The organism is Comamonas sp. lk (assembly GCF_900564145.1).
In the GTDB taxonomy this organism is placed as follows: Bacteria; Pseudomonadota; Gammaproteobacteria; order Burkholderiales; family Burkholderiaceae_C; genus Comamonas.
The window spans coordinates 3,051,041-3,075,593 of record NZ_UOOB01000001.1 but is presented as its reverse complement, the minus strand read 5'-3'; the positions used below and the strand labels follow the sequence as shown (position 1 = coordinate 3,075,593).

Genomic DNA, 24,553 nt, shown 5'->3' with positions numbered 1-24,553 from the left:
ATTTTCAGCTCTTTGAGGTGCTTGGCGAGGTCAAACCGGCTTCTGTCTCTTTCAGGAACTCAACGCTCTGCTCTTCGGAGAATCGCTTCTTCATATCCAAGCTCACGCGCTACTCAGCGTTGGGGCGGCGTCGCAATTTCCGTAGTGACTGAAAAATTCCAAGCTGAAATATGAAAAGGCCTGCGCCACAAAGTCGCACAGGCCGTTTCACTTGGTCCGATCAGTTGGCCAAGGTGATGGTCACGCTGGTATCGGCATAGCTCACAGTGGACTTGGCAAAGCCATCCACCACCACATTGGCGAACTTGTTGTGCACGCCTTTGGCGGTCAGCACCACAATTTTTTCACCCGCCTTGGGTGTGTAGCCGCTGATGAAGTTCAGATTCAAAGAGCCGGCCAGTGCCGCATGGTCAGCCACAGCCAGCGTACCGGCAGTGTTGCTGGATAGCGCCAAGTTCAACGTTCCCGACTTCTGTGTGTAGGGGCCGGCCACCTTGATCTGGATGCCGTTGGTTGCGAACGTACCGCCATCGATGTACACCGCACCGGTGCCTATCGCCGTAGCAGAATCCGCACGCAAGGTGCCTGCTGAAACCACGGTGCCGCCGCTATAGGTGTTGGCGCCTGTCAATGCCAGGGTGCCGGTTCCTCGCTTGGTCAGCTTGCCTGCACCGCTGATATCGTTGCGCCATTGGTCAAAAGTACAGAAACCCGAAACACAAAAGCCTTCGGTGCTGTTGTTCATGGTGACGGTTACATCGGCCTCCAGCTTGCCGTAGCCGCTGGCTGCATCGAACAGGTTCAGGCGCCCAAAGCCTTCTTCATCGTCAAGCACCGGGTAGCCAGAATCAATGGCGGTGGTCTTTAGCACTGCGCGGCGTTGATCTGCGGTCAGATAGGGGAAGCGGGTTTCCAGCAGGGTTTCCATTCCCTTGGGTACGACGGCAGGCTTGCCAGCCTTGGTCTTGTCTTGCGCAAAACCGAATGTCAGGCGTCTGAGGTAGTCAGCCTTGGCGATCGCGAAATCCGCAAAGCGGTCATCACTGACCTTGGCCGAGTGCGCAACATTCCAAAGCTCCACGCCGCTATTCACGCCCAGCTTGGTGCGCAGCTGTGCTTGCGCTTGCTGAAACACGACCTGACGCTGCGCTTCGGTATAGGCCAGACCGCGATCACCGGCGCCCTTCAGAAAAGGCATCCATACCGACGAGCCGAGCATGCGTCCGCCCATGACGCCTAGTGCCGAGTGCATGCCGGCGCGGATGCGGTTTTCGCCTGCCTCCAGCCCACGCGCCACCGCTTCATGGAAGCGCTGTGGTGCCACGTAGGCGATGGCCATCGAGTAGCGCACGAATTCAGCGGTATGGCCGCTGGGGAAGTCGGAGTCCTGCTGAGCCTTGGTCTGTGCTGCGGCCGCATCGTCGCCTGCAGCGCGGCGCGATAGCAGCTCGGGCAGGACCTTGACTACGGGAAGGCTGCTGTCTGCTGCCGACCAGCGATAAGGACGGGCAAATTTGTAGAAGCCTTTGGGTCCATTGTCCGAAGCGATATTGCCGACCGTGGCGTTGTCGACGAACTGAAGCACTGTCCCGAACTCGGGGTTGGTTTGGGTGTTGGTGTCGCCCCAGCCGGAGCTGGGATTTTTTGCCAGATCATCCCAGGCCTTGCCCAGCGGGCCCAGTGAGCCGCCCATGACCGTGCGCGTGACCTTGTTGCCGGTGTCGTCCAGCTTGATGTCTTCTTTCTGCGCGTCGGTGTAAGTGGTTTGCGTAGTCAGCTTGGAGGAGTACGCCATGTTCTGCAGGAACAGATCGTTCTTCTTGACCGTTCCGGTGGTCCCCGCCGTTGGCGCTTGGCCGGGCGTGCTATTGGTGTTGTCTGACGCAAGCACATGCCAGACACCGTTCCAGGTGGTGAGACCGAAAGCGTCGCAGGCTTCTTTTCCGGCCACGTTGGTATCCGGTGTGGTCGCGCCAGCTGCAAAGATTCCCGCGTAATCGGACTTCTTGAAGCCGTTCATCTTGCGCTCGGAAGGCTCCCAGATATCGAGGAAGCCCGACAGAATGCGCAGCGTGCTATTGGTGGTGTGATCAGCGTAGCAGGAGTTGTTGCCACTGGCCGTTGCATCATGTCTGCCGGAGTTGAAGACGGTGGCGTCTTCGCGATACTTGGGCACATCCGTGCGCGATGCAGGCATGCTGGCCGCAGCTTGCGGAGTGACATTGATCGTTTCCGTGCCCAGCCCCGTGGGAGGTCCGGGAATGACATAGCCTGCAACTGTTTCTTCATCGCCACCGCCGCTGCATGCGGCCAGGGTCAATAGCGTTGCCAAGGCGACGGCGCGAAGAACGAATTTTTTCTTGTGTGATGGAAAACGAACGAAAGTTTGCATACGCGAGCTGATTTCAAAGGCAAATAAGCGCGTAATGTTTATGGAAAATAATGAATCCTCTGTGACATATCAAGTCAGCGAGGAGTAGTTATTTGTCAGACGTGACTCACGTGGCTGTAAGTTGTGCTTTGCACCGACCCTGATCAGAGCTCATGCGAACCATGCGACACCGCAGACACGGTTTCCAATGCAGAGGTTGAGGGCCAAGAAGCATGCGCATTGATCGCACTGTCCTTCAAACTGCCGTTCGCTCGACGTCGCGCTATAACCATGTTGAAAGGCCATGCCCGCCTCGGATGGCTTGAGCGTGACCTGCGAGCTCAAAGGGTCGAGCACTACAGCGGAGGGCCCGGCAGTTATTCTGTCGCGGTGCTACCTAAGCACCGGCAGTTCAAACTTAGCAGGAGTGAAAACATGTCATATATCGATGGTTTCGTGATCGCTGTTCCCACCGTTAACAAGGAAAAATTCATTGAGCACGCGCGCAAGCTCGACCCGATCTTCATCGAGCTGGGCGCAATCCGTGTGATCGAGGGTTGGGGTGATGATGTCCCCGATGGGAAAGTCACCGACTTCCGACGCTCAGTGCAGGCCACGGCCGAGGAGACGGTGGCCTTTTCGTGGGTCGAATGGCCGGACAAGGCTACGCGCGACGCAGCCATGAAGAAGATGATGGAAGACCCGCGCATGGATCCGTCCGCCCCCGGCAACCCGCCCATGCCCTTCGACGGAAAACGTATGATTTTTGGAGGCTTCGAACAGGTCGTCGAAGTGAAGGCTTAAGGTTTGCCTTGGGTTGGGTGCGTCCACAGCCAGAAGCGGTCATCGGGGTGCATGGACTCAGTGACTGCTTTCGCTTGTGGAATGTCGTCAAGAGGTGCGTGGATGTGTTTGATCCAGATAGCTCTGTAGTTATGAATCTTTAAGCTCCGCACCCTGAGCACGTAGCCAATTAAATACCTGTAGGACAATTTCCGAACGCGCCTGTTTCTCCATCCCCGACAGCCACCAGGTATTGCCAGGCAAGCGTGGATATTCCGACAGGATTTGCAATTGACCACGTGCGAGGTTGGCATCTACCAATAGACGCGGCAGACAAGCAATACTGCCTCCTTCCAGTACGGCATCGATCATGAGGCGTGCGTCGTCATAAATGGAGCGCTTCCTAAAGCGTGCAAGCGGGCCCAGGAACAGTGGGGCCGTTACATCACTCGTCAGACTCTCTTCCAGGCAAATCAGATCTGCATGCAAATGGTGCTGTGCCTGTGGAATGCTGGCTAACCTCTTTGCCAATTCGGTATTTGCGACCAGTAACCATTCATCTTGGAGTAGTGGCAATTCATGCAAACCAGGCTGCAGGAGAGGTCTGTTGCTGATGGCGATATCGACATCAATTTCGTCGACGAAACGGGCGCTTTCATCCACCGACAGCAGCAGACATAGCTCGGGGATTTGAGCTTGCAGTGCCCGCAATCTTGGCTGCAACCAGCCATGTAGCAAGGGCGCAGGGCACACAACCACGACCAATCCTGGATCGAGGTAAGTGGCTATTCTTCCCAGCCCACTGCGCAACACAGTCAGTGTGCGTTGGACGCTGCGCAGAAGCACTTCGCCAGCGACGGTCAGCTCCACTCCGCGCCCCGCTCGACGAAACAACGGTTGCATGACCTGCTCTTCTAACTGCTGCACTTGATGGCTGATTGCTGACTGTGTCACGTGCAGTTCGTCAGCCGCACGCGAGAAGCTGCCATGTCGGGCAGCAGCCTCAAATCCCATTAACAACTTCAGAGAAGGAATGCGATGCTCTGACATATGAGAAAACCTAATGTTTATAGCTAAATCTTATCATTTGTCCTCATGAATCCATCCATCCACAATGCCGTTCATTCCAATGCGGCGGCAATTTCCCCGCATCACTACGGTTGATTAACAAGGATGGGTGATGAGTACACGTCGATATTTCATGCGTCAATGCGCGGCCGGTGGCAGCTCAATGGCGATGCTGAGCTTGCTGGCCGCCTGTGGCGGTGGTGGCGATAGCGGACCGGACGCGAACACCGTTACACCGCCCTCGAACAATGGCGGATCCAGCAATCAAGGCGAGGGGTGGCATATGCCCGATGAGGCCGAAGCTCACAAGGCAACTTGGATGGCATATGGAGCCTCGAGCGCGATCTGGACGCGTGCGCAAGTGCCGCAGGTGCAATTGGCACTGGTACGCATCGCCAACGCCATTGCCGCCTACGAACCCGTCAACATGCTGGTTCGTCAGGCTGAGCTGGAAACTGCGCGGCAGTTGCTTGATCCACGCGTGACGCTCATTCCCGCCAATCTTGACGATCTGTGGATGCGCGACACGGGCCCCGTCTTTGTACGCAAACCCAATGGCGAGCGGGCCTGTGTGAAGTTCAATTTCAATGGCTGGGGCAAAAAGCAGCAGTTTGACCATGACGGCCAGGTCGCCGATGTGGTCAGTACCTATGTGAAATTGCCGTTGCTTGCCACACGTCTCGTGCTTGAAGGCGGAGCGCTGGAGGTTGACGGCAAAGGAACGGCCATCATCACGGAAAGCTGCGTGCTGAACAGCAACCGCAACCCGGGCTGGAGCAAAGCCGATTGCGAAGCAGAGCTGCGCCGTTTGCTGGGTGTTCGCAAGGTCATCTGGTTGCCCGGCATCAAGAACAAGGACATCACTGATGCTCACACGGACTTCTACGCTCGTTTTGTACGTCCCGGCATGGTGGTGGCACACCTTGAGACGAACCCGGACTCCTACGACTATGCGTTGACTAGGCAGCATCTGGATATTTTGCGAAACGCCACCGATGCAGACAATCAGCCGCTACAAATCGTCGTTGTTGATGGGCCCAGCCAGATCCGCCCTGGGAATAATCCGGACACTTTCGCTGCCGGTTACATCAACTACTATGCCACCAGCCGCGCCATTTTTTTGCCCGAATTCGGTGATGCGAAAGCTGATTCGAGTGCCAAGGCGCTATATGCGCAGCTGTACCCAGGACGCGCAGTGATTCAAATCAATATCGACCCTATTGCGGCCGGTGGCGGCGGCATCCATTGCACCACGCAACAGGAAATCATCTAGGACCAGGTGAGCCATATGCAACGACGACATTTCCTCACCACAGCCATGGGTCTGGCAGCCGGCCTGCCTGTCTTGCCAGCTCTGGCGGCTGGCAGCGGCTGGCGTATGCCCGACGAAGGCGAGCGGCACGCAGCCACCTGGATGGCTTTCGGCGCTAATGACGAGGTATGGGGCCAGCGTCTGAAATCAGGCGCTCAGGCCAATTTGGCGCGCATCGCAAAAGCGATTGCCACCGTAGAGCCCGTTCACATGCTAGTCAACGAGGAAGACTACGATCTGGCGGCGCGGTTGTGCGGGAATAAGGTCAATCTGGTGGTACAACCTATCGACGATCTTTGGATGCGTGACACGGGGCCCGTTTTCGTAAGAAGGGCTGGCGGAGCGCTAGCCGGCGTGAACTTCAATTTCAATGGTTGGGGTGAAAAGCAGGACTACGAAGACGATGCGCTGGTGGCTGACTTCGTCGCTAGGCGCGCAGGTGTAGCCGTTCTGGAGAGCACTCTGGTGCTGGAAGGAGGGGGTATCGAAGTCGATGGCCACGGCACGGCCATCATCACGGAAAGCTGCGTGCTGAACGCCAACCGCAACCCTGGCGTAAGCAAGGCGCAATGTGAAAAAGAACTGCACCGAGTGCTGGGTATCGAGAAAGTGATCTGGTTGCCCGGCATAGCCGGTCATGACATCACCGATGGTCATACCGACTTTTATGCCCGCTTTTGCTCGCCTGGTGTGGTGGTTGCCGGATTTGAAAGCGATTCATCCTCGCCCGAGCACGCTGTCACGCAACGCCATCTCGAAATCCTGCGCAAAGCCACGGACGTACGTGGTCTTCCGCTGAAGGTGGTGACCATGCCAGGGCCCGACTATGTTCGGCCGCAGTATGAGAACAAGGACTTTGCTGCTGGCTACATCAACTTTTACGTATGCAATGGCGCGGTGCTATGCCCTGAATTTGGCCATGCGCAAGCTGATCGCAACACTAAAGCTATCCTGCGTGAGCAATTCCCCGGGCGCGAGATTGTGCAACTCAACATTGACGCAATCGCTGCTGGTGGCGGCGGTATCCACTGCACCACACAGCAGCAGCCGGCCTGACATGATGACTAGATACTCACCCCGGGTGTCTAGTCTTAGAAAAGCCGACCTTCACCGTATAACCTCGAACGACTGCAAGTGGGCCGAGTGTCGCAGCTGCTTTCGGCCAGGATAGGCATGCCCAGTGCTCATAGATAAACGCCCCCTGCGTCGACCAAATGAGAGCATGTGTAGCCCAAGACGCCCGACCTTGGGATAGACCTACTCTCACAGAACTGTATAAAGAGACAGTAAACTTTGGACTTGATAGTTCCCAAAAAAGTCCAGACATGTCAGTAGAACTCGAGCAAGAAGGCATCTCAATTTTCGAAGACCGCCTTTGGCATCACAAGGGCTGGGAAGCCCGCGTCATCAAGAATGAAGACGACGATGGCTGGGCAGTGTCGATGACCCAGGACGGCCAAGCGGAACCAGCTCTGGTCGGCCCATGGACCATGGGGCGCGACAAGAAGAATCCTAAGCCACTTGACGTTTCGGCCTTCAACACGCTGGTGAAGACTGCCAGCGAAGTCATACGTCGGCATGAGCAGCACCAGGCAGCACTGCTGCATAAAGCGATACAGATCGAAGTTCGCGGATTGCGCGTAACGGTGGCTCTTGATATTGAGCCTGATGATGAGAACCCCTCTGCGACTCTCACTGCCACCTCAGCGGACGGCAGTCCATTGGCCAAGGTACGAGTCCGGCCGGACCACAGTCTCACCCGTGCGTCCGCACAGCGCTGGGCAGACGCAGGCTACCCACGTGATCGCGAGGACTGAACCTCAGAACAAGGCTCTTGCTTTCGCCTCATGTGCTGTTCGGAAATAGCGAGAGCCTCACGGCTCAGGAACGAGGGCTTAGATTTCAGAGGAATGTCGAACTGGGCATCGATCAAAGGAACCCGGGTTGTGCACCTGGCTGCCACGCAAAAGTCAGGTGGGCCCTTGTAGGGTGGCTGATGTGCGTCGCAGCGTGGCCTTGGCACCGCTTGCTTGCGGATTCATGTTTGAGCACCTAAAAGCAGGCCATCGATAAGCAGGAGTTATCGTGGTCAGAGCAGTAGCCGGCCGAAACACGGCCATCAAACAAAAAGATAGCTAAACACCAAAAATAATAAAAATTGCATTTTTTATAGAAAATGCTTATAATTAACGTCGTTGCAAAATAACTTCAACTAGTCTCACCGCAACGCCTGTTAGAGGTCAGAAGCCCTCCAGCAAGAATTTTTTCGCGAAATTGATCGCACCGTTGGCTGTCGAGCAGCAGCCAATCGAGTTATCGAAAGCTCATGCAGGCCTCTCGGGCTGCACTTTGATTGAACTAGATTCCACTCTCTCCTATTGCTATGGGCAAGTACTTCGTTACGCCCTCATCCCATAAGACCCATTGCGGTCGCTTTCAAGCTTCCTTTGCACTTCAGCGCACAAAGCAAAACAGCAGCTACTGCCGTGTTTTTCGCTTTGACAAAACATTTGCCTCGACCGAAGCAGCAAAAATCTATGCTGTGACTCAAGGCTGGCTGCAGACGTCCTGAGCTTTTAACAAACGCTCAATTTCATCCGGTTGCTACGGACTCCCACTCCCCACAGCCATCGTCAAACGATGCGTCAGTTTTTGACGCGTCATTCATAAAAAGGCTCCTTCCATGAGCACCAAAATCTACGTTGGCAACCTGCCTTACTCCGTGACCGATGCTAGCCTGAAAAGCAACTTTGCTGAATTCGGCAGCGTTACTTCAGCCAAAGTCATGATGGACCGCGAAAGCGGACGTTCTAAAGGCTTTGCGTTTGTAGAAATGGCAACGGCAGACGCTTCTCAAGCTGCTATTGCTGCGCTGAATGGAATGTCCGTTGATGGACGTTCTATCGTCGTCAACCTCGCGAAACCTCGCGAAGAAGGACGTGGATCCGGTGGCAACCGCGAATTCCGCGCCAGCTCTCGACCCAATGTTGGCTATGGCAACGATGGCTATGGTGGTGGATCCGGCTACTGATGTAGCCACACACCCTAAAAAAACGCCCCACGCTTGAGGGCGTTTTTTTATGCCTGAGAGTTTGCGCCGATAAGCAGGGTGAATCGACCAGAGTCTTATAGACCTTTGGATGGCTGCACTGGGGCGGCAGCGGCAGAGCCGCCAGAAGCGGGCGCCCGCGACTTCCCGCATGCATCTGGTCTCAACGGCGCGGTGCGCTGAAGCCCTGGCCAAGGCTCCTCTATCATTGACCAGGCAGCGCGGGAGAACGCCCCCTGCATTTGCTGTGCACCCAAATATGCTTGGCGATTTGCCATCTATTACGAGAGAACCATGTCGCGATACGTTGCCTTTCTTCGCGGCGTCAGCCCGATGAACGCCCGGATGACCGAACTTAAGCGCTGCTTCGAGGCGGCGGGTTTCCTTGAAGTGAAGACTTTGCTCTCCAGCGGGAACGTCGTGTTCAACGCGCAATCGTCCTCACTGTCTAGCTTGGAGCGACGCGCCGAGCATGCGATGCAAGCTGAGCTGGGCCGCAGCTTCGACACCTTCGTCCGTCCGGCCTGCTATCTACAGGAGCTCATCGACTCTGACCCCTTCGCCGAGTTCAGCCTGGCTCCTTCGGCCAAGCGGGTCATCACCTTTCTCCGCAGCCCGGTGTCGCCAGACTTGAAGCTGCCCATAGAGCGCGACGGCGCAAGCATTGTCAAGGCCAATGCCACGGAGGCCTTTAGCGCCTACGTGCCTGATCCGAAGAAAGGCCCCGTGTTCATGCGCCTGCTTGAACGCTCATTCGGGAAGGACATCACCACTCGCACGCTGGATACGGTCATCAAGTGTGCCAAGGCATAGGTTTCATGCGTCAGGTGATACTCGCACTGACTGGCTGAAATGGATCGACTGCACCAGTTCGACGCCTATGAAAGCAGACTTTGTGTTCCGGCAGGAACCCACACTTCCCATGAGTGTCTGGTTTGAGATAGGGTGCGCACGTTAGGCCAGAGTCACGCTCTGGGCCATCTGCTGCATTCTGCTATGTTAATAGTAGCTATATGCGCTTTTAATGATTGGGCTATAGCCTGTTTTTATTCAAAAGCTGGATGAAAACCGATTTCACCTTGCATGGGGGCATCGGCCACAAAAGCCAGGGCCTGAAAATACGCGGGCGGCACGCCGGGAACGGTAAAACCATGCTTCACATGAAAGCCAAAGCGCCCGTAGTAAGCCGGCTCGCCCAGCACCACCACGCCGCTGACGCGGTTCGGGTGATTTGAATTTCGCTGCCGCAGGGTTTGCAGTGCCTGGCGAATCAGCTGGCTGCCAGTGCCCTGGCTTTGGCGCTCAGGTGCAACGGATACCGGTGCCATGCACAGCCAGCTGCTGGCCTGGCCGTTGATCTGCACGGGTGAAAAGGCCACATGGCCGATGATTTGCCCATCCTCTTCGGCTACCAGTGACAGGGCCAGCGCCTGTTCGCTGCGCAGACGGTTGACGATGTGGTGCTCGGTCGTTCCCTGGCCCGGAGCGTGGTGAGGATGGTTGTCAAATGCGGCAAGAATCAGCTGCTCGATGGCCTCTATGTCTTGCGCGGTTTCGGTGCGGATCAGCATAGTTGAAGGCGTTGAAAGTGTTCAGGCCTCCATCATGCATACAAAATCGCCATGAAACAGCAGCCGAACGCGGTGCGATTCAGCGGCCTTGTCCACTCGAATGGCGCTTAGTAGTCGACCAGCGAACCTTCACGCAAGCTGGGGTTGCGCTGTGCGCTGCTGCTGCGGCGCACCACGTCGCGGCCGATGACGGTCTTGTGGACTTCGCTGGAGCCTTCGCCGATCTGATTGAGCTTGGCGTCCCGGAAGAAGCGCTCCAGGGGGAAGTCTTTCATATAGCCTCGGCCGCCGGTGAGCTGCAAGGCATCCGTCACCACTTTCATGCACAGGTCGGTGGCCTGCTGCTTGGCCATGGAGGCATAGATGGACACATCGCCATCGCCGCGGTCGTACTTCTGGGCCGTTATGGTCAGCAAGGCGCGGGCGGCTTCGATCTGCGACACCATGTCCGAGAGCATCCACTGCGCGCCCTGGTGGGCTCCCAGCGTCTTGCCAAACAGCGTGCGGTCGTTCATATAGGTGGCGGCAATTTCCACCGCACCGATGGCGCGGCCCAGGGCCATGGCCGCATGGCCCATGCGAGCACGCAGCAGCGCATCCTGGGCCAGCTCGAAGCCGTCGCCAATCTTGCCAAGCAGATTGGCGGCGGGCACGCGAACGTTCTCGAACTCCAGAGAAGAGATGGGCACGCCATACCAGCCCATCTTGTCTACCTCGGGGCTGATGGCAAAGCCTGGGGCATCCCGGGGCACCAGCACCGCGACAAAGCGCGAGCTATCCGTCTCCAGGCGACCCACGACCATGAACCAGTCCGCCGTGGTGCCGCGGGTGATGAATTTCTTGCTGCCGTTGACGACAAAGTGCTCGCCTTCCTGGCGAATCAGGGTCTTCAAGCCGCGCACGTCCGAGCCGGCCTCGGGTTCGGTAAGTGCAAAGGCGGCCTGCAACTGGCCCGAGCGCAGGCCCGGCAGCAACTGATCCTTCATGCCGGGGCTGGCCCCCGCGACGATGGCCCGGCATGACAGATCCGCCCCCGTGATCAGCGAAGCCGAGGCGCTGCAGACGCGTCCCAGCTCCTCGATGATGCGTATGCGCAGCACCTGGCGGGCATCGGTGCCGCCGTACTCCACGGGAAAGGCGCTGCCTATCACGCCCTCATCGGCGAGCAGCCGGAAAGTGTCCCAGGCAAATTCGTCCTTCTGTGCCACCTTGTGGGCGTTGGGCCCGATATGGCTGACCACCAGGCCACGCACCTTGTCCAGCATCTGCAATTCCTGCGGGTTCAAATCGTGCAGAAAATGCTCGCCAAAAAGCCGGCTCACCGTGTTTGTCTGATTCATCTTGTGCTCCTATCCATGGTTTTTTAGCTATTGGCCTGAATGCCGGCGCGTTTGATGACCTCGGTCCATACCGAGACTTCCTGTTTGAGGAATTCATCAAAGGCGGCTCCCGACTGGGGCGCGCCTTCCAGGGCCAGGTCTTTGAACTTGCTCTGAACTTCGGCCTGCTTGAGGGCGGAAGCCACATCCGCAGACAGCTTGTTGACAATGGCCGGAGGCACTTTGGCCGGCGCCAGCAAAGCCAGCCAGGTACCGACCTGAAAGCCGGGCAGGCCTGCCGCCTCGGCCACCGTGGGCACATCGGGCAGGGCGGAGGAGCGGTAGTCGGTCGTGACGGCCAGCGCTCGCAGCTTTCCCGCCTTGATATGCGGCAGCGCCAGCGAGGTGGACATGGGCATCATGTCGACGCGGCCCGAAAGCAGATCCGTCATGGCCTCGGGCTGACCTTTGTAAGGCACATGCGTGAGCTGGATATGGGCCATCTGGTTCAAAAGCTCGCCCGTCAGGTGCGAGGAGGTGCCCAGGCCCGAGCTGGCATAGGTGATGCTGCCGGCATCCTTCTTGGCCAGGCGGATGAACTCCTGCATGGTTTTGGCCTTCACGCTGGGGTGCACCACGATCACATTGGGAATGGCGCCAAAGCCGGCAATGCCCTTGAAATCTCTGACGGGATCCCAGGCGGTGTTTTTCTGGAAAAACGGCATCACCGCATGCGAGGGCGACACCATCAGCAGCGTGTATCCATCAGCGGGAGACTTGGCTACAAAGTCCGTGCCTATGGCGCCGCCAGCGCCTGTGCGGTTCTCGATCACCACGGGCTGGCCGTACTGCCTTCCCATGCGCTCGCCCACCACCCGGGCAATGGAGTCCACCACGCCACCTGCGGGGTAGGGCACGATGATGCGAATCGCCTTTGTCGGATATGCGCCCTGGGCCCACGCCCCCAGTGGCTTGAGGGCGCTGCCAGCGACCAGCGCTGCGGCAATGCCGACCATGGACCTTCTCGATTCGTTCATGTCTTGTCTCCTTGGGTGGTTTTCATCTCGCTAACCAGGGTGCAGTCCGTATGAGGTTTCGATCTCGTGAACGGTTTGCTTGAGCAAAGGCAAAACCTCGCTGACGAGCTTTTGCTTGGCATTCTTGTGGGCGTAAAGCGTGCCGTTCATTGACAGAGGCGGCTCGCCCGGTGCGCCTTTCAGTGGCACGGCAATCGCATACAGCTCACGGTCCCAGGCGCCTGAAGAGAGGCAGTAGCCTTGCTCGGAAAAACGCTTTTCGTCCTCATCCAGGCCCTGGCTGTATTGGGCAAACAGCTCGCTGTCTTGCACTTTCAGGTAGTTCAGCAGCGCCACTTTCTGGGCGCGCGGCAGGCCATGGATCAGCACATGGCCCATGGAGCTGACCAGCAGCGGATAGGTGGAACCGATATCGGGCAGATACTCGTTGCGGCCATCTGCACGTACCGAATCCACATAGACGATGTCGGTGCGATCCCGCAAGCCCAGGTTGACCGTGCAGCCCGTCTGCCTGGCGATATGGGCCATGAGCGGCTTGGCCAGTTGCCGGGTCTTCATGCCGGCCAGCAACGGATGAGCGAGGGTCAGCACGCCCGAGGCCAGGCGGTATTTTTGGGTGTCCGCGTCCTTGGACATATAGCCCAGCAGCCCCAGGGTGTAGCTCAGGCGGGACACCGTAGGCTTGGGCAGGCCGGTGCGGTCGGCAATCTCGCGATTGCTCAGCACCGGGTGGGTGGCGGTGAAGGCGCGCAGGACTTCCAGGCCGCGGGCCAAGGTCATGGCGAATTGGCGGTCTAAAGCCAGATCGTGGGGGTTGATAAGCCCTGGAAGAGTGATGGAGGACACTTTGCGCTGCTTGGATGAATCTGCGGTCATGGTTGGTCACCTGCGTTTTGCCGTCAATGAAGTGTTTCGCATATCGAAACAAGCATTGTTCCTTGCCGGCGGGCTCTGGATACTGGTGACTTCATCCAGATCACAAAGCCTCCAATGACAACTACGCAAAACTCCAAAGGCGCTCTGCAGGGAGTGCGCATTCTGGACATGGCCACCGTGCTTGCCGCGCCGGTGGGCGCCACCCTGTGTGCAGATCACGGTGCAGAGGTCGTCAAGCTGGAGCTGCCCGATGGCAGCGATGCTTTGCGCGGCCTGCAGCCGGTCAAGGACGGCTCGCCGCTGTGGTGGAAAGTGGCCAACCGGGGCAAGAAAGGCATCACCCTGGATGTGCGCAAGCCGGAGGGGCGGGAGATTTTTCTGGAACTGATTGCCGGCTTTGACGTGCTGATAGAGAACTTTCGCACGGGCACGCTGGACAAATGGGGCCTGGATATCGAGACGCTGCACGCTCAGAACCCCAGGCTGATCGTGGTGCGGCTTACGGGCTTCGGCCAGACGGGCCCTTACTCCCAGCGGCCGGGATATGCCCGCATCTTTGAGGCCATGAGTGGCTTTACCAATCTGACCGGTGAGAAAGGCAGCACTCCGCTGCACAGCAACTACCCCATAGGCGACTATGTGGCAGGTCTGTTTTGTGCTTTCTCCGTGGCCATGGAGGTGGCCCGGCTGCGTGGCGACCCGCGCTTAGCGGGCACGGAAGTGGACCTGTCTGCCACCGAGGCCTTGTTCAGGCTGCTGGACCCGCTGGCCGTGGAGTACGAGCAGTTGGACTATGTGCGCGGGCCCGAGGGCAACTGCGCCAGCTATACGGCGCCGTCGAATATGTACCGCACACGCGATGGCCGCAGCCTGTCGCTGGTGGCCTCGTCCAACCCCATTTTTGCCCGGCTGTGCGAGGCCATGAGCCAGCCGCATCTGGCCAGTGATTCGCGATTCAGCACCAACCCGGCCCGGGTCAAGCACCTGGCGATACTGGACAAGATCATTGCCGACTGGTTCGGCGAGCACGACATGGTGGACGTGGTGCAGGCGCTGGAGGCGGCCCAGATTCCGTTCAGCAAGACCAACTCCATCGTGGACATTTTGCAAGACCCGCACTTCCAGGCCCGTGGCGCCGTGCTGCGCCTGCCCGATCCTGACTACGGCTCGGTTCCTGGCCCTTGCATTGTTCCCCGCGTCGCAGGCCAGGTGCTGGAGGCGCCTGCCACCGGGCCCGAGCCTGGTCAGCACAACGCCGAGGTCTATGGTCGCCTGGGAATCGCGCCGCAGCGGCTTGAGCAACTCAGGTCCCTGGGGGTGGTCTAGCCCGGTTTTTCATCGAGAGGCGAGCGCTGCCGATATTGGCGCTCGCCGCCGGGCCTTTATGGCTGCAGCAAAGCCAGCGGCGATTCTGCAGCGTCCAGCGGCTGAGGCAAGAGTTCGTCCGGCGCATCAAAGGTCTGCGCAAGTCGCTCGGCGACCCGATGCAGCTCCGGCACCCACTGCATCAGATCTGCAATGGAAAACTGCTGGGCGCTGACCTGAATGGCGAGCGCAGCTCCGGCTCGTTGTGCGCTGAGCATCACCGGAACGGCGATGGCGACCACGCCGGGAAGGTATTCGCCCACATTCACGCCAAAGCGGCGTTTGCGCGTTTGCTCCAGGTCGGCGCGCAACGCGTCCGCCTCGGAAATCGTCCGCTCGGTCCAGCGCCTCAATGGCAGGCGCTTCAACAGGCTTTCGCGCTGCTGTTTGGGCAAAAAACTCATCAGCAATTTGCCGCTGGCCGTGCAGTGAAATGGCACTCGCGTGCCGGGCGCGAGCTTGGTGCCGGCATTCCAGTTGGCCTCCACACGATCCAGATACACCACGGCATCGCCGCTGGAGATGGCCAGATTGCAGCTGGCCTGCACCTTGTCGGCCATCTCCTGCAAGATGGCGCGCCGCGCGGCGGCCGGGCCGGTGGTCATCAGCATATTGATGGCCATCTGCCGCACGCGGCTGGAGCACACATAGTGCTTGCCCGGCCCGTCACGATTGACCAGCCAGGCGTTCTCCAGCTGCTTGAGCAGGCGGTGCACCGATTGCTTGGGCAAGTCCATGCGGTTGCTGATGTCCATGAGCGTGAGCGGCTGTTGCGCTTGCGCCAGCAACTCCACGATGCGAAAGGCGCGTATGGCTGCGGCATTGGATTGGGTCGATGTCATGAAACTTCACCGTGGGGGCGCACTGATGGCCTGCGATGGGGCGTGCTGCGTTTGGGCACGTAGCTGCATGCAATGCATGACAGGGATGGGGCGATCTTGTCCCGAAAAATGCGTTTTTGAATACGGATTGCCCCGCACATCGCACAAAACGCAAATAACGGGACGCGCGAATTTGCCAAACGCCTAGTCTGCGATTCAGACAGGCCCCAGGGCTTGATCTTCTACCCGCCAGACAACGATATTCAAGGAGCAAGCAATGCAAGTGCAGGAGGCCCAAAGAGATCCGCTGCAAGCCACGCAGCAGGTAGTCTCAGATCTCGTCAAACATGCGCGGGCAGCGCAAGCCAGCTTCATACAACTGGGCCAGCAAGGGCTGGACGATGCCGTCTCGGCCGTGGGCTGGGCGATCATGGAGCCAGGGCGCAATCAGCGGCTGGCAGAACTTGCCGTCCAGGAAACCAGCCTGGGCAAGGTGGACGACAAGATCACCAAGAATCATCGCAAGACGCTTGGCTTGCTACGCGACCTCAAAGGCGTGCGCACGCATGGCGTGATCGAGGAAGACAAGCTCAAAGGCATTACCGCCATCGCCCGTCCCGTCGGCGTGGTGGCTGCCATCACGCCGTCCACCAACCCGGGCGCAACACCGGCCAACAACATCATCAACGCGCTCAAGTGCGGGAATGCGGTGATTGTTGCGCCTTCGCCCAAGGGGCTGGGGGTGAGCAAGATGCTGGTGGACTTCATCCAGGCCGAGCTGCGCAAATGTCGTCTGCCCGTGGATCTGGTGCAAACCCTGCCCAGCCCCATCAGCAAGGCGCTCACGGCAGAGCTCATGCAGCAGGCCGATCTGGTGATCGCCACCGGCTCGCAGGCCAATGTGCGCATGGCATACACCAGCGGCACACCGGCGTTTGGCGTGGGAGCAGGCAATGTGGCGTCCATCGTGGACAGCTCGGCAGATCCGCAGCAAGCGGCCGCTCTGATCATTGCGTCCAAGACCTTCGACAACGCGACCAGCTGCTCATCCGAGAACAGCATGGTGTTGCTGGACGACATCCGCAGCGACATGCTCAAGGCCATGAGCGATTGCGGCGCCCTGCTGTTGACCGGCCAGGAGAAGGCGCGTCTGCAGCAACTGATGTGGCCCAACGGCAAGCTCAGCGATGTAGTTACCGGCAAGTCGGCCCAAGTGATTGCCGAACTGGCCCAGATCGACTGGCGCGGCCGCATTGCGCTGGATGCGCCCACGGTGTTGATGGTGGAGGAAAGCGGTGTGGGCAGCGAGCATCCGTTTTCGGGCGAAAAGCTCTCGCCCGTGCTGAGCGTCTACAGCGCCCAGTCCTTCAACGATGCCTGCAGCACCGTGCGCAAGATCTACGGCTATATGGGGGCAGGGCACTCGGTCAGCCTGCACTCCGATGATGACGAACAGGCGCTGTATCTCGCGCACAGCCTGCCGGTGGCGCGGGTCATTCTGAACCAGGCGCACTGCTTTGCTACCGGCGGCAACTTCAACAACGGCCTGCCGTTCTCGCTGTCCATGGGCTGCGGCACCTGGGGCGGTAACAATTTCTCGGACAACCTCAACTACCGCCACTACATGAACGTGACGCGGGTGGCGCGCACCATTGCCGAAAACAAGCCAACCGTGGAAGACATGCTGGGCGATTACTTCCGGAGGTATGGCGTATGACCATCATCAAGCAACTGTGCAGCATGGCCGAGCTGATCGAGGCCCGCGCCGCCGAACGAGGATCCGAGCCCTTTATGCTGGATGCGCAAAGCGGGGCCGCGCTTTCCTTCCAGCAACTGAAGGAGGAGACCGACAGGCTGCGCAAAAACCTCGAAGCCAGCGGGCTGCAGCCTGGCGACAAGGTGTCGGTCTACATGCCCAACGGCCCGCTGCCGGCGATCTTGCTGCTGGCCATCATGGCCAGCGGGCTGCAGGTCAACCCCATCAATCTGCTCAGCCAGTCCTCGCAACTGGTTTACGTGCTCTCGCACTCCGACACCCGGCTGGTGTTCACCTGCAAAGAGTATTTACCAAGCTTGGCCCAGGCGCTCAGGCAGGTGGAGCGCGAAGTGGCGGTGGTGGTTTGCGAGCCGGAGTCCATGCAAGTGCCCGTCGTGCCGGCTGTGGCTGCTGTGTCAGCGTTGCCGTCTGCACCGAGTGCATCTTCAGGTGCGCTGAGCGGGCAGCAGATACAGGCCGATGAGCCCGCGCTCATCATGTACACCTCGGGCACCACCGGCGTGCCCAAGGGCGTGTTGCTCAGTCATGCCAATCTGCTGGCGAATGCAAGCAGCACTTCCGAGGCCCACCAGCTCGGTGTGCAGGATCGGGTCATGGTGTCGCTACCGCTCTATCACATCAACGCCCTGGTGGTGGCACTGATCACGCCGCTGTTTCATGGCGGATCGCTGGTCATGTCGCCCCGGTTTTCGGCCCGAACCTTCTGGGCCGATGTCTGCCAATGGCGCTGCACCTGGATCAATGTGGTGCCAACCATCATTGCCTACTTGCTCAACGATGAAGCAGGCGCTCAAGGCCATGACCTCACGCAGCTGAAGTTCTGCCGCTCTGCCTCGGCAGCGCTGGCGCCCGAGCATCACCGCGCATTCGAGGCCCGTTTTGGTCTGGGCATCATAGAAACCATGGGCCTGACCGAAACCGCAGCCCCGGCTTTCAGCAATCCCCTGCAAGCCAGCGCCAGACGCGTTGGCAGCGTGGGCCGCCCCACAGGAACGCTGGCCGCCATCATGGGTGCGGATGGGCAGTTTCTGGCGGCCGGCGAGCGTGGCGAGATCGTTTTGCAGGGGCCGAATGTGATGCTGGGCTATTACAAAGACCCTGTGCGCACGCAGGAGTCTTTCACGCCCGACGGCTGGCTGCGCACCGGCGATGTCGGCTATCAGGATGCCGACGGCTTCTTCTACGTCACCGGCCGATCGAAGGAACTGATCATCAAAGGCGGTGAAAACATTGCTCCGCGCGAGATCGATGAGGCCGTTCTCAAACACCCCAAGGTGCTGGAAGCCGCAGCCGTGGGGGTGCCGCATCCCGAATACGGCCAGGAAATCGCCGTCTATCTGGTGATGCGCGATGGCGCAGAGTTCGATGCGGCCGAGATGCGGCGCCACTGCCTGGCCGAGCTTGGCAACTACAAATGCCCCAGCCGCTTTGTGCTGATGAACGAGCTGCCGCGCGGCCCCTCCGGCAAGCTGCAGCGCCTGCGGCTGCTTGAGCCAGCTGCCTGATCGACGGTGCAAGCCTTGCCACTTGGCAGGGCTGGTGTTTCAACCCCTTTCTTTATGGAAAGTCGTTGTGTTCTCTGGATTGCAGCTCCCGCAAGAGCTGCGACATATTGCTTGTGTTCGCGTGCGGACAGCGCACCAAAGCGGCTGCCGCCATCTACCGTGAAGTGAACAAAGGCTGGCCGGGCGATTTTTGCCCGGACCGATGCCAAAGGAGACAAACATGCAACGTAGAGTCAAAACCCATCACATGATCCTAGGTGTGATGTGCCTGATGTACTTCATCGCCTATATCGACAGAGTCAATATGTCGGTCGCAGCGCCCATGATCAAGGAGGAAATGGGCTTGAGCACGCTGCAGCTCGGCCTGGTGTTCTCGGCTTTTGCCTACCCCTATGCCGCCATGCAGATCGTGGGCGGGTGGCTGGCCGACCGGTTTGGACCGCACAAGGTTCTGGTGGTGCTGTCGCTGATCTGGGGCACGGCCACCTTGCTGACGGGCTTTGTCGGCTCGCTGGTTTCCTTGCTGGTGCTGCGACTGGCGCTGGGCCTGGGCGAAGGCGGCGCGTTTCCCACTGCCACCCGCGCCTTTACCTACTGGATTCCGCTGACCCAACGCGGCTTTGCCCAGGGGATTACGCACTCGTTTTCGCGCCTGGGTGGTGCTGTGACGCCGCCGCTGGTGATTGTCATCATCGCGCTGGCCGGATGGCGGGAATCCTTCATCGTGCTGGGCGTGGTCAGCCTTGGCTGGACGGTGCTGTACTGGCTGACCTTTCGCGACACGCCTCAGCAGCATCCCCGTGTGACGCCGCAGGAGCTGGCCGAGATCAACGAAGGCCGCACGGACAAACCCAAGGAAGACAAAGGCCCCACGCCCTGGAAGCGCCTGATTGGCGGCATGTGGAAAGTCACGCTGGTGGACTTTTGCTACGGCTGGACCTTGTGGGTCTTCCTCACCTGGCTGCCTTCCTATCTGAAAGATGCGCGCGGTTTCAATCTCAAGGAAATGGCTTTGTACACGGCGCTACCGCTGCTGGCAGGGGTGGTGGGCGACACGCTGGGCGGCATCGTCTCGGACAAGCTGCTCAAGCGCACCGGCAATCTGCGCTTTGCACGGGTCTCGGTGCTGGTGGTGGGCATGGTCGGCGCCCTGGTTTTCATGGTGCCCATGATCTCGGCGGAAAACGCGATGACCGCCGTGCTGCTGCTGTCGGCCTCGTTCTTCTGTCTGGAACTGACCAATGCGGTTCTGTGGAGTCTGCCCATCGATATCGCCGGTGATTACGCAGGTACGGCATCCGGCATGATGAACACCGGCTTTGGTGTGGCGGGAATGATCTCGCCCGTGGTCTTTGGCTATCTGATTCAGACCACCGGCAGCTACTCCTTGCCCTTCATGATCTCGGCCGGCCTGCTGGGCCTGGGTGCGGTCATGGCGCTGTTCATCAACCCCACGCAAACCGTCAAGCGTCCACCACGGGTTGCGCCCGACGCCATGCCTCTACCCAGCGCCGGCATGGCCTGAGTCGCCCGGGCACAAGGCATATAGCCCAACCCATGAAACAAACCGCCACGCTGCCCGCGTGGCGGTTTGTTTGCTTGATGACGTCACTCAAGAGGTGGGCTCCAAGTCTTTTGTCTCGATATCTATATCAATTTCATAGCCGCATGCGCTTTTAAATAAAGCGCTAGAGCCTGACTTGACGATTATTTAGCCCAGGAACACCTGGGCGGGGACCCGAATCCAGCCTTCCATCAAAATCCGGGCGCTGCGGCTCATCAAGGCCTTGGTGACCTGCCACTGACCGTCCAACTGCCTGGCCTCGGCGCCCACACGCAGCGTGCCCGAGGGGTGGCCAAAGCGCACCGAGCTGCGCTCGCCGCCACCGGCAGCCAGATTGACCAGGCTGCCCTCAACGGCAGCGGCCGTGCCTATGGCCACCGCTGCCGTGCCCATCATGGCGTGGTGCAGCTTGCCCATGGACAGGGCGCGCACAACCAAGTCTATGTCCTGGCTGTCGATGGCCTTGCCGCTGGATGCCGTGTAGCTTTGCGCCGGGGCGACAAAGGCAATCTTGGGCGTGTGCTGGCGCTTGGTGGCTTCGCTGAGTTCCTGGATCAAACCCATGCGGATGGCACCGTGGGCGCGAATGGTCTCGAAGCGCTGCAGCGCTTCGCTGTCGTTGTTGATGGCGTCCTGCAGCTCGCAACCGGTGTAGCCCAGCTCTTTGGCGTTCAGGAAGATGGTGGGAATGCCGGCATTGATCAGGGTGGCGGCAAAGCTGCCGACGCCGGGAACGTCGAGGCGATCGACCAGATTGCCCGTGGGGAACATGCTGCCCCCATCTTCACCTTCGTCGGCGGGGTCCAGAAACTCCAGAGCCACCTCGGCAGCGGGAAAGGACACGCCGTCGAGTTCAAAGTCGCCGGTTTCCTGCACCTGGCCGTCGCTGATCGGCACATGGGCAACGATAGTCTTGCCGATATTGGCCTGCCAGATGCGAATGGTCGCCATGCCGTTGTGGGGGATTCTGTCGGCTGCAATCAGCCCCATATGAATGGCGCAAGGCCCCACAGCGGCGCTGAGGTTGCCGCAGTTGCCGCTCCAATCCACAAAGGGCTGATCGATGGCGACCTGACCGAACAAATAGTCCACATCATGGCCGGGCCGCGTGCTTTGGCTCAGGATCACGCCCTTGCTGGTGCTGCTGGAGGCATTGCCCATGCCGTCAATCTGCTTGCCATAGGGATCGGGGCTGCCCAGGGCGCGCAGAAAAATCGCATCGCGCACGGCACCGGCTTGCTGGGCGGTGGTTGGCAAATCCAGCAGTTTGAAGAACAGGCCCTTGCTGGTGCCGCCACGCATATAGGTGGCGGCAATCTTGATCTGCGGTGCAAACCGCGGTGTCTCTGACATTGGTTTTCTCTTGTTTTGATAGCTGATTGCGCTTTTCATACCTGCGCTTCAAGCAGTTTTGGCTTGCAATTTTCGGCCAGGAAATCCTGGGCAAAGCGCTGCAGCACGCCGCCGGCCTCGTAAATCGATAGCTCTTCGGCCGTATCCAGGCGGCAGGTCACGGGCACTTCGATGCGTTCTCCGCAGCGTCGGCAAATCTTCAGCATGAGCTGGGCGCGCGGCAGGCGTTGGCCGATTACATCAAAAATTTCCGTGCCGTCCAGGCTGAGGGTATGGCGCGTGGTGCCGGGCAGGAATTCCAGTGGCAGCACGCCCATGCCGACCAGATTGGTGCGGTGGATGCGCTCAAAGCCTTCGGCCGCAATCGCCTCCACCCCGGCCAGGCGCACGCCCTTGGCCGCCCAGTCGCGGGAGCTGCCCTGGCCGTAGTCGGCCCCGGCCACGATGATCAACGGCTGCTTGCGCTGCATATAAGTCTCTATCGCTTCCCACATGCGCATGACCCGGCCCTCGGGCTCGACCCGGGCCAGCGATCCCTGGCGCACCTTGCCGGCATCGTCCAGCACCATTTCATTGAACAGCTTGGGGTTGGCAAAAGTGGCGCGCTGGGCCGTGAGGTGGTCGCCGCGGTGGGTGGCGTAGGAGTTGAAGTCTTTCTCGGGCAGGTCCATTTTTTGCAGATATTCGCCGGCAGCAGAGTCCAGCTCGATGGCGTTGGAGGGCGAGAGGTGGTCGGTGGTGATGTTGTCCGGCAATATGGCCAGCGGGCGCATGCCGCGCAACCGGCGCTCCCCGGCCAGAGCACCTTCCCAGTAAGGGGGGCGACGGATATAGGTCGATTGCGCGCGCCAGTCATACAGCGCTGCTGCCTTGGGGCCGTGGTCGGCCTGGATGGCAAACATGGGCTCGTACACGGCGCGAAACTGCTCGGGCCGGACGGCGGCCTTGGCCACGGTGTCGATTTCCTCGTCGCTGGGCCAGATGTCCTTGAGGCGAATCTCCCGGCCCTGGTACAGGCCCAGCACATCGTTTTCGATATCAAAGCGAATCGTGCCCGCAATCGCATAGGCCACGACCAGCGGCGGCGAAGCCAGAAAGGCCTGCTTGGCCTGCGGGTGGATGCGGCCGTCAAAGTTGCGATTGCCCGAGAGCACGGCCGTGGTGTAGAGCTCGCGCTCCTTGATTTCCTGCGCTATGGCCGGGTCCAGAGCGCCGCTCATGCCGTTGCAGGTGGTGCAGGCAAAGGCCACCACGCCAAAGCCCAGGGCCTCCAGATCGCCCATCAGGCCGGCTTGCTGCAGATAAAGGGGCACGGTCTTGGAACCCGGAGCCAGCGAGGACTTGACCCAGGGCTTGCGGCTCAAGCCCAGGTTGCGGGCATTGCGTGCCAAAAGACCTGCGGCAATCACATTGCGCGGATTGCTGGTGTTGGTGCAGCTGGTGATAGCCGCAATGATGACGGCGCCATCGGGCATCTGGCCGGGCGTGTCGCTCCAGGCTGCGGCAATGCCCTTGGCGGCCAGCTCACTGGTGGCCACGCGGGCGTGCGGGTTCGACGGCCCGGCCATATTGCGCACCACGCTGGAAAGATCAAAGTGCAACCTGCGCGCGTACTCGGCGTTTTCCAGCGCATCGGCCCAGAGCCCGGCCTGCTTGGTATAGGTTTCGACCAGCTGCACCTGGGCGCTCTCGCGGCCGGTCAGGCGCAGATAGTCTATGGTCTGCTCGTCAATGGCAAACATGGCGGCCGTGGCGCCGTACTCGGGCGCCATATTGGAGATGGTGGCCCGGTCGCCAATGCTCAGGTTTTTCGCACCTTCGCCATGGAATTCCAGATAGGCGCCCACCACTTTTTGCTGGCGCAGAAACTCGGTCAGGGCCAGCACCATATCGGTGGCGGTGATGCCGGCCTGGCGCTTGCCCGTCAGTTGCACGCCGATGATTTCAGGCAGGCGCATCCAGGAGGCGCGGCCCAGCATCACGTTTTCGGCCTCCAGCCCGCCAACGCCTACGGCGATCACTCCCAGCGCATCGACATGGGGCGTGTGGCTGTCCGTGCCCACCAGGGTATCGGGATATGCTTCACCATTGATAGCATGGATCACAGGGCTCATGCGCTCCAGATTGATCTGGTGCATGATGCCGTTGCCCGGGGCAATCACTTCCACGTTCTTGAACGAGCGCTTGCACCAGTCTATGAAGTGAAAGCGGTCTTCGTTACGGCGCTCTTCAATGGCGCGGTTCTTGACGAAGGCCTGGGGGTCGTAGCCGCCGCACTCCACGGCCAGAGAGTGGTCCACGATCAGTTGCACGGGCACGACGGGATTGACGGCTGCAGGGTCCCCGCCTTGTTCGGCAATCGCATCGCGCAGCCCGGCCAGATCGACCAGCGCCGTCTGACCCAGAATGTCATGGCAGACCACGCGGGCCGGAAACCAGGGAAAGTCGCGCTCGCGCTTGCCCTCCACGATCTGCGTCAGACATTCGGTCAAGATGGCCGGATCGCAGCGGCGCACCAGATTTTCTGCATGCACGCGGCTGGTATAGGGCAGGGCGGCCCAGGCGCCGGGGCGAATGTCATCGACAGCGGCGCGGGCGTTGTAGTAGTGCAGCGCGGTGCCGGGCAGGAGCTGGCGGTAGATGCTGTGCCTATGGTTGTGGCTATTGTTTTGGTTTTGGGGCGTGCTCATTTTTCTATCGGCTTGCTTTGTTCAGTGAGCCAGAGCGTGCAGCTGCGGCTCAAAGGGTGGGGCGAAAAAAATCAAAGACTTGCGCGGCGCAG

General features: G+C 59.7%; 19 protein-coding genes. 10 read left to right on the top strand and 9 right to left on the bottom strand.

Going from position 1 to position 24,553, the window contains the following annotated elements; genetic code table 11:
• Nucleotides 1-220: 220 nt before the first annotated feature.
• Nucleotides 221-2,392, bottom strand: a complete 2,172-nt coding sequence (locus EAO39_RS13935) for an autotransporter-associated beta strand repeat-containing protein (protein ID WP_120968293.1) — start codon at nt 2,390-2,392, stop codon at nt 221-223.
• 414 nt (nt 2,393-2,806) lie between these two features.
• On the opposite strand from EAO39_RS13935, the gene EAO39_RS13930 reads away from it, so the two are divergent.
• Nucleotides 2,807-3,175 carry a DUF1428 domain-containing protein gene (locus EAO39_RS13930; protein WP_120971103.1) on the top strand — a complete coding sequence of 123 codons (369 nt, stop codon included), beginning with the start codon at nt 2,807-2,809 and terminating at the stop codon, nt 3,173-3,175.
• Between the two features lie 129 nt (nt 3,176-3,304).
• On the opposite strand, the gene EAO39_RS13925 is transcribed toward EAO39_RS13930, so the two are convergent.
• A complete protein-coding gene (locus EAO39_RS13925) occupies nt 3,305-4,204 on the bottom strand; it encodes a LysR family transcriptional regulator (protein ID WP_120968291.1) in 900 nt (299 codons plus the stop codon).
• A gap of 130 nt (nt 4,205-4,334) precedes the next feature.
• Between EAO39_RS13925 and EAO39_RS13920 the strand changes: the two genes are divergently transcribed.
• The 5 genes from EAO39_RS13920 to EAO39_RS13895 all read left to right on the top strand — a co-directional run bounded on the left by EAO39_RS13920 (nt 4,335) and on the right by EAO39_RS13895 (nt 9,396).
• On the top strand, nt 4,335-5,495 hold the full coding sequence (locus tag EAO39_RS13920; RefSeq protein WP_240467004.1) for an agmatine deiminase family protein: 1,161 nt from the start codon (nt 4,335-4,337) through the stop codon (nt 5,493-5,495).
• Nucleotides 5,496-5,600: 105 nt separating this feature from the next.
• Nucleotides 5,601-6,590, top strand: a complete 990-nt coding sequence (locus tag EAO39_RS13915) for an agmatine deiminase family protein (RefSeq protein WP_240467003.1) — start codon at nt 5,601-5,603, stop codon at nt 6,588-6,590.
• 269 nt (nt 6,591-6,859) lie between these two features.
• Nucleotides 6,860-7,351, top strand: coding sequence for a hypothetical protein (locus EAO39_RS13910; protein ID WP_120968285.1), 492 nt, complete (start codon nt 6,860-6,862; stop codon nt 7,349-7,351).
• Nucleotides 7,352-8,217: 866 nt separating this feature from the next.
• Nucleotides 8,218-8,565: an RNA-binding protein gene (locus tag EAO39_RS13900; RefSeq protein ID WP_120968281.1), complete on the top strand. Its 348-nt coding sequence runs from the start codon at nt 8,218-8,220 to the stop codon at nt 8,563-8,565.
• A 312-nt stretch (nt 8,566-8,877) separates the two neighbouring features.
• Nucleotides 8,878-9,396 carry a DUF1697 domain-containing protein gene (locus tag EAO39_RS13895; protein ID WP_120968279.1) on the top strand — a complete coding sequence of 173 codons (519 nt, stop codon included), beginning with the start codon at nt 8,878-8,880 and terminating at the stop codon, nt 9,394-9,396.
• Between the two features lie 233 nt (nt 9,397-9,629).
• Here EAO39_RS13895 and EAO39_RS13890 read toward each other — a convergent pair whose 3' ends face one another.
• From EAO39_RS13890 to EAO39_RS13875, 4 genes are all read right to left on the bottom strand, one after another.
• Nucleotides 9,630-10,154 (bottom strand): N-acetyltransferase, encoded by a 525-nt coding sequence (locus tag EAO39_RS13890; RefSeq protein WP_120968277.1) that lies wholly within the window; start codon nt 10,152-10,154, stop codon nt 9,630-9,632.
• Nucleotides 10,155-10,261: 107 nt separating this feature from the next.
• Nucleotides 10,262-11,494, bottom strand: coding sequence for an acyl-CoA dehydrogenase family protein (locus EAO39_RS13885; RefSeq protein WP_120968275.1), 1,233 nt, complete (start codon nt 11,492-11,494; stop codon nt 10,262-10,264).
• A 23-nt stretch (nt 11,495-11,517) separates the two neighbouring features.
• Nucleotides 11,518-12,510, bottom strand: a complete 993-nt coding sequence (locus tag EAO39_RS13880) for a tripartite tricarboxylate transporter substrate binding protein (protein WP_120968273.1) — start codon at nt 12,508-12,510, stop codon at nt 11,518-11,520.
• 30 nt (nt 12,511-12,540) lie between these two features.
• The gene (locus EAO39_RS13875; RefSeq protein ID WP_205589388.1) at nt 12,541-13,386 is read right to left on the bottom strand and encodes an IclR family transcriptional regulator; all 846 of its coding nucleotides are present in this window, start codon (nt 13,384-13,386) and stop codon (nt 12,541-12,543) included.
• Nucleotides 13,387-13,500: 114 nt separating this feature from the next.
• Between EAO39_RS13875 and EAO39_RS13870 the strand changes: the two genes are divergently transcribed.
• Nucleotides 13,501-14,712: a CoA transferase gene (locus EAO39_RS13870; protein ID WP_120968271.1), complete on the top strand. Its 1,212-nt coding sequence runs from the start codon at nt 13,501-13,503 to the stop codon at nt 14,710-14,712.
• Between the two features lie 56 nt (nt 14,713-14,768).
• Here EAO39_RS13870 and EAO39_RS13865 read toward each other — a convergent pair whose 3' ends face one another.
• On the bottom strand, nt 14,769-15,593 hold the full coding sequence (locus EAO39_RS13865) for an IclR family transcriptional regulator (protein ID WP_120968269.1): 825 nt from the start codon (nt 15,591-15,593) through the stop codon (nt 14,769-14,771).
• 256 nt (nt 15,594-15,849) lie between these two features.
• Between EAO39_RS13865 and EAO39_RS13860 the strand changes: the two genes are divergently transcribed.
• The 3 genes from EAO39_RS13860 (at nt 15,850) to EAO39_RS13850 (ending at nt 20,379) form a co-directional block, all read left to right on the top strand.
• Nucleotides 15,850-17,289, top strand: a complete 1,440-nt coding sequence (locus EAO39_RS13860; protein ID WP_120968267.1) for an aldehyde dehydrogenase family protein — start codon at nt 15,850-15,852, stop codon at nt 17,287-17,289.
• The gene (locus EAO39_RS13855; protein ID WP_120968265.1) at nt 17,286-18,854 is read left to right on the top strand and encodes an AMP-binding protein; all 1,569 of its coding nucleotides are present in this window, start codon (nt 17,286-17,288) and stop codon (nt 18,852-18,854) included. Before EAO39_RS13860 ends, EAO39_RS13855 begins: the two co-directional genes overlap by 4 nt.
• 220 nt (nt 18,855-19,074) lie before the next feature.
• Nucleotides 19,075-20,379, top strand: coding sequence for an MFS transporter (locus EAO39_RS13850; protein WP_120968263.1), 1,305 nt, complete (start codon nt 19,075-19,077; stop codon nt 20,377-20,379).
• Between the two features lie 186 nt (nt 20,380-20,565).
• Here the strand turns inward: EAO39_RS13850 and prpF are convergent, their stop codons facing one another.
• Together prpF and acnD are read right to left on the bottom strand one after the other, a co-directional pair.
• The gene (gene prpF, locus EAO39_RS13845) at nt 20,566-21,771 is read right to left on the bottom strand and encodes a 2-methylaconitate cis-trans isomerase PrpF (RefSeq protein WP_120968261.1); all 1,206 of its coding nucleotides are present in this window, start codon (nt 21,769-21,771) and stop codon (nt 20,566-20,568) included.
• A gap of 35 nt (nt 21,772-21,806) precedes the next feature.
• Nucleotides 21,807-24,461: a Fe/S-dependent 2-methylisocitrate dehydratase AcnD gene (gene acnD, locus EAO39_RS13840; RefSeq protein ID WP_120968259.1), complete on the bottom strand. Its 2,655-nt coding sequence runs from the start codon at nt 24,459-24,461 to the stop codon at nt 21,807-21,809.
• Nucleotides 24,462-24,553: the final 92 nt, after the last annotated feature.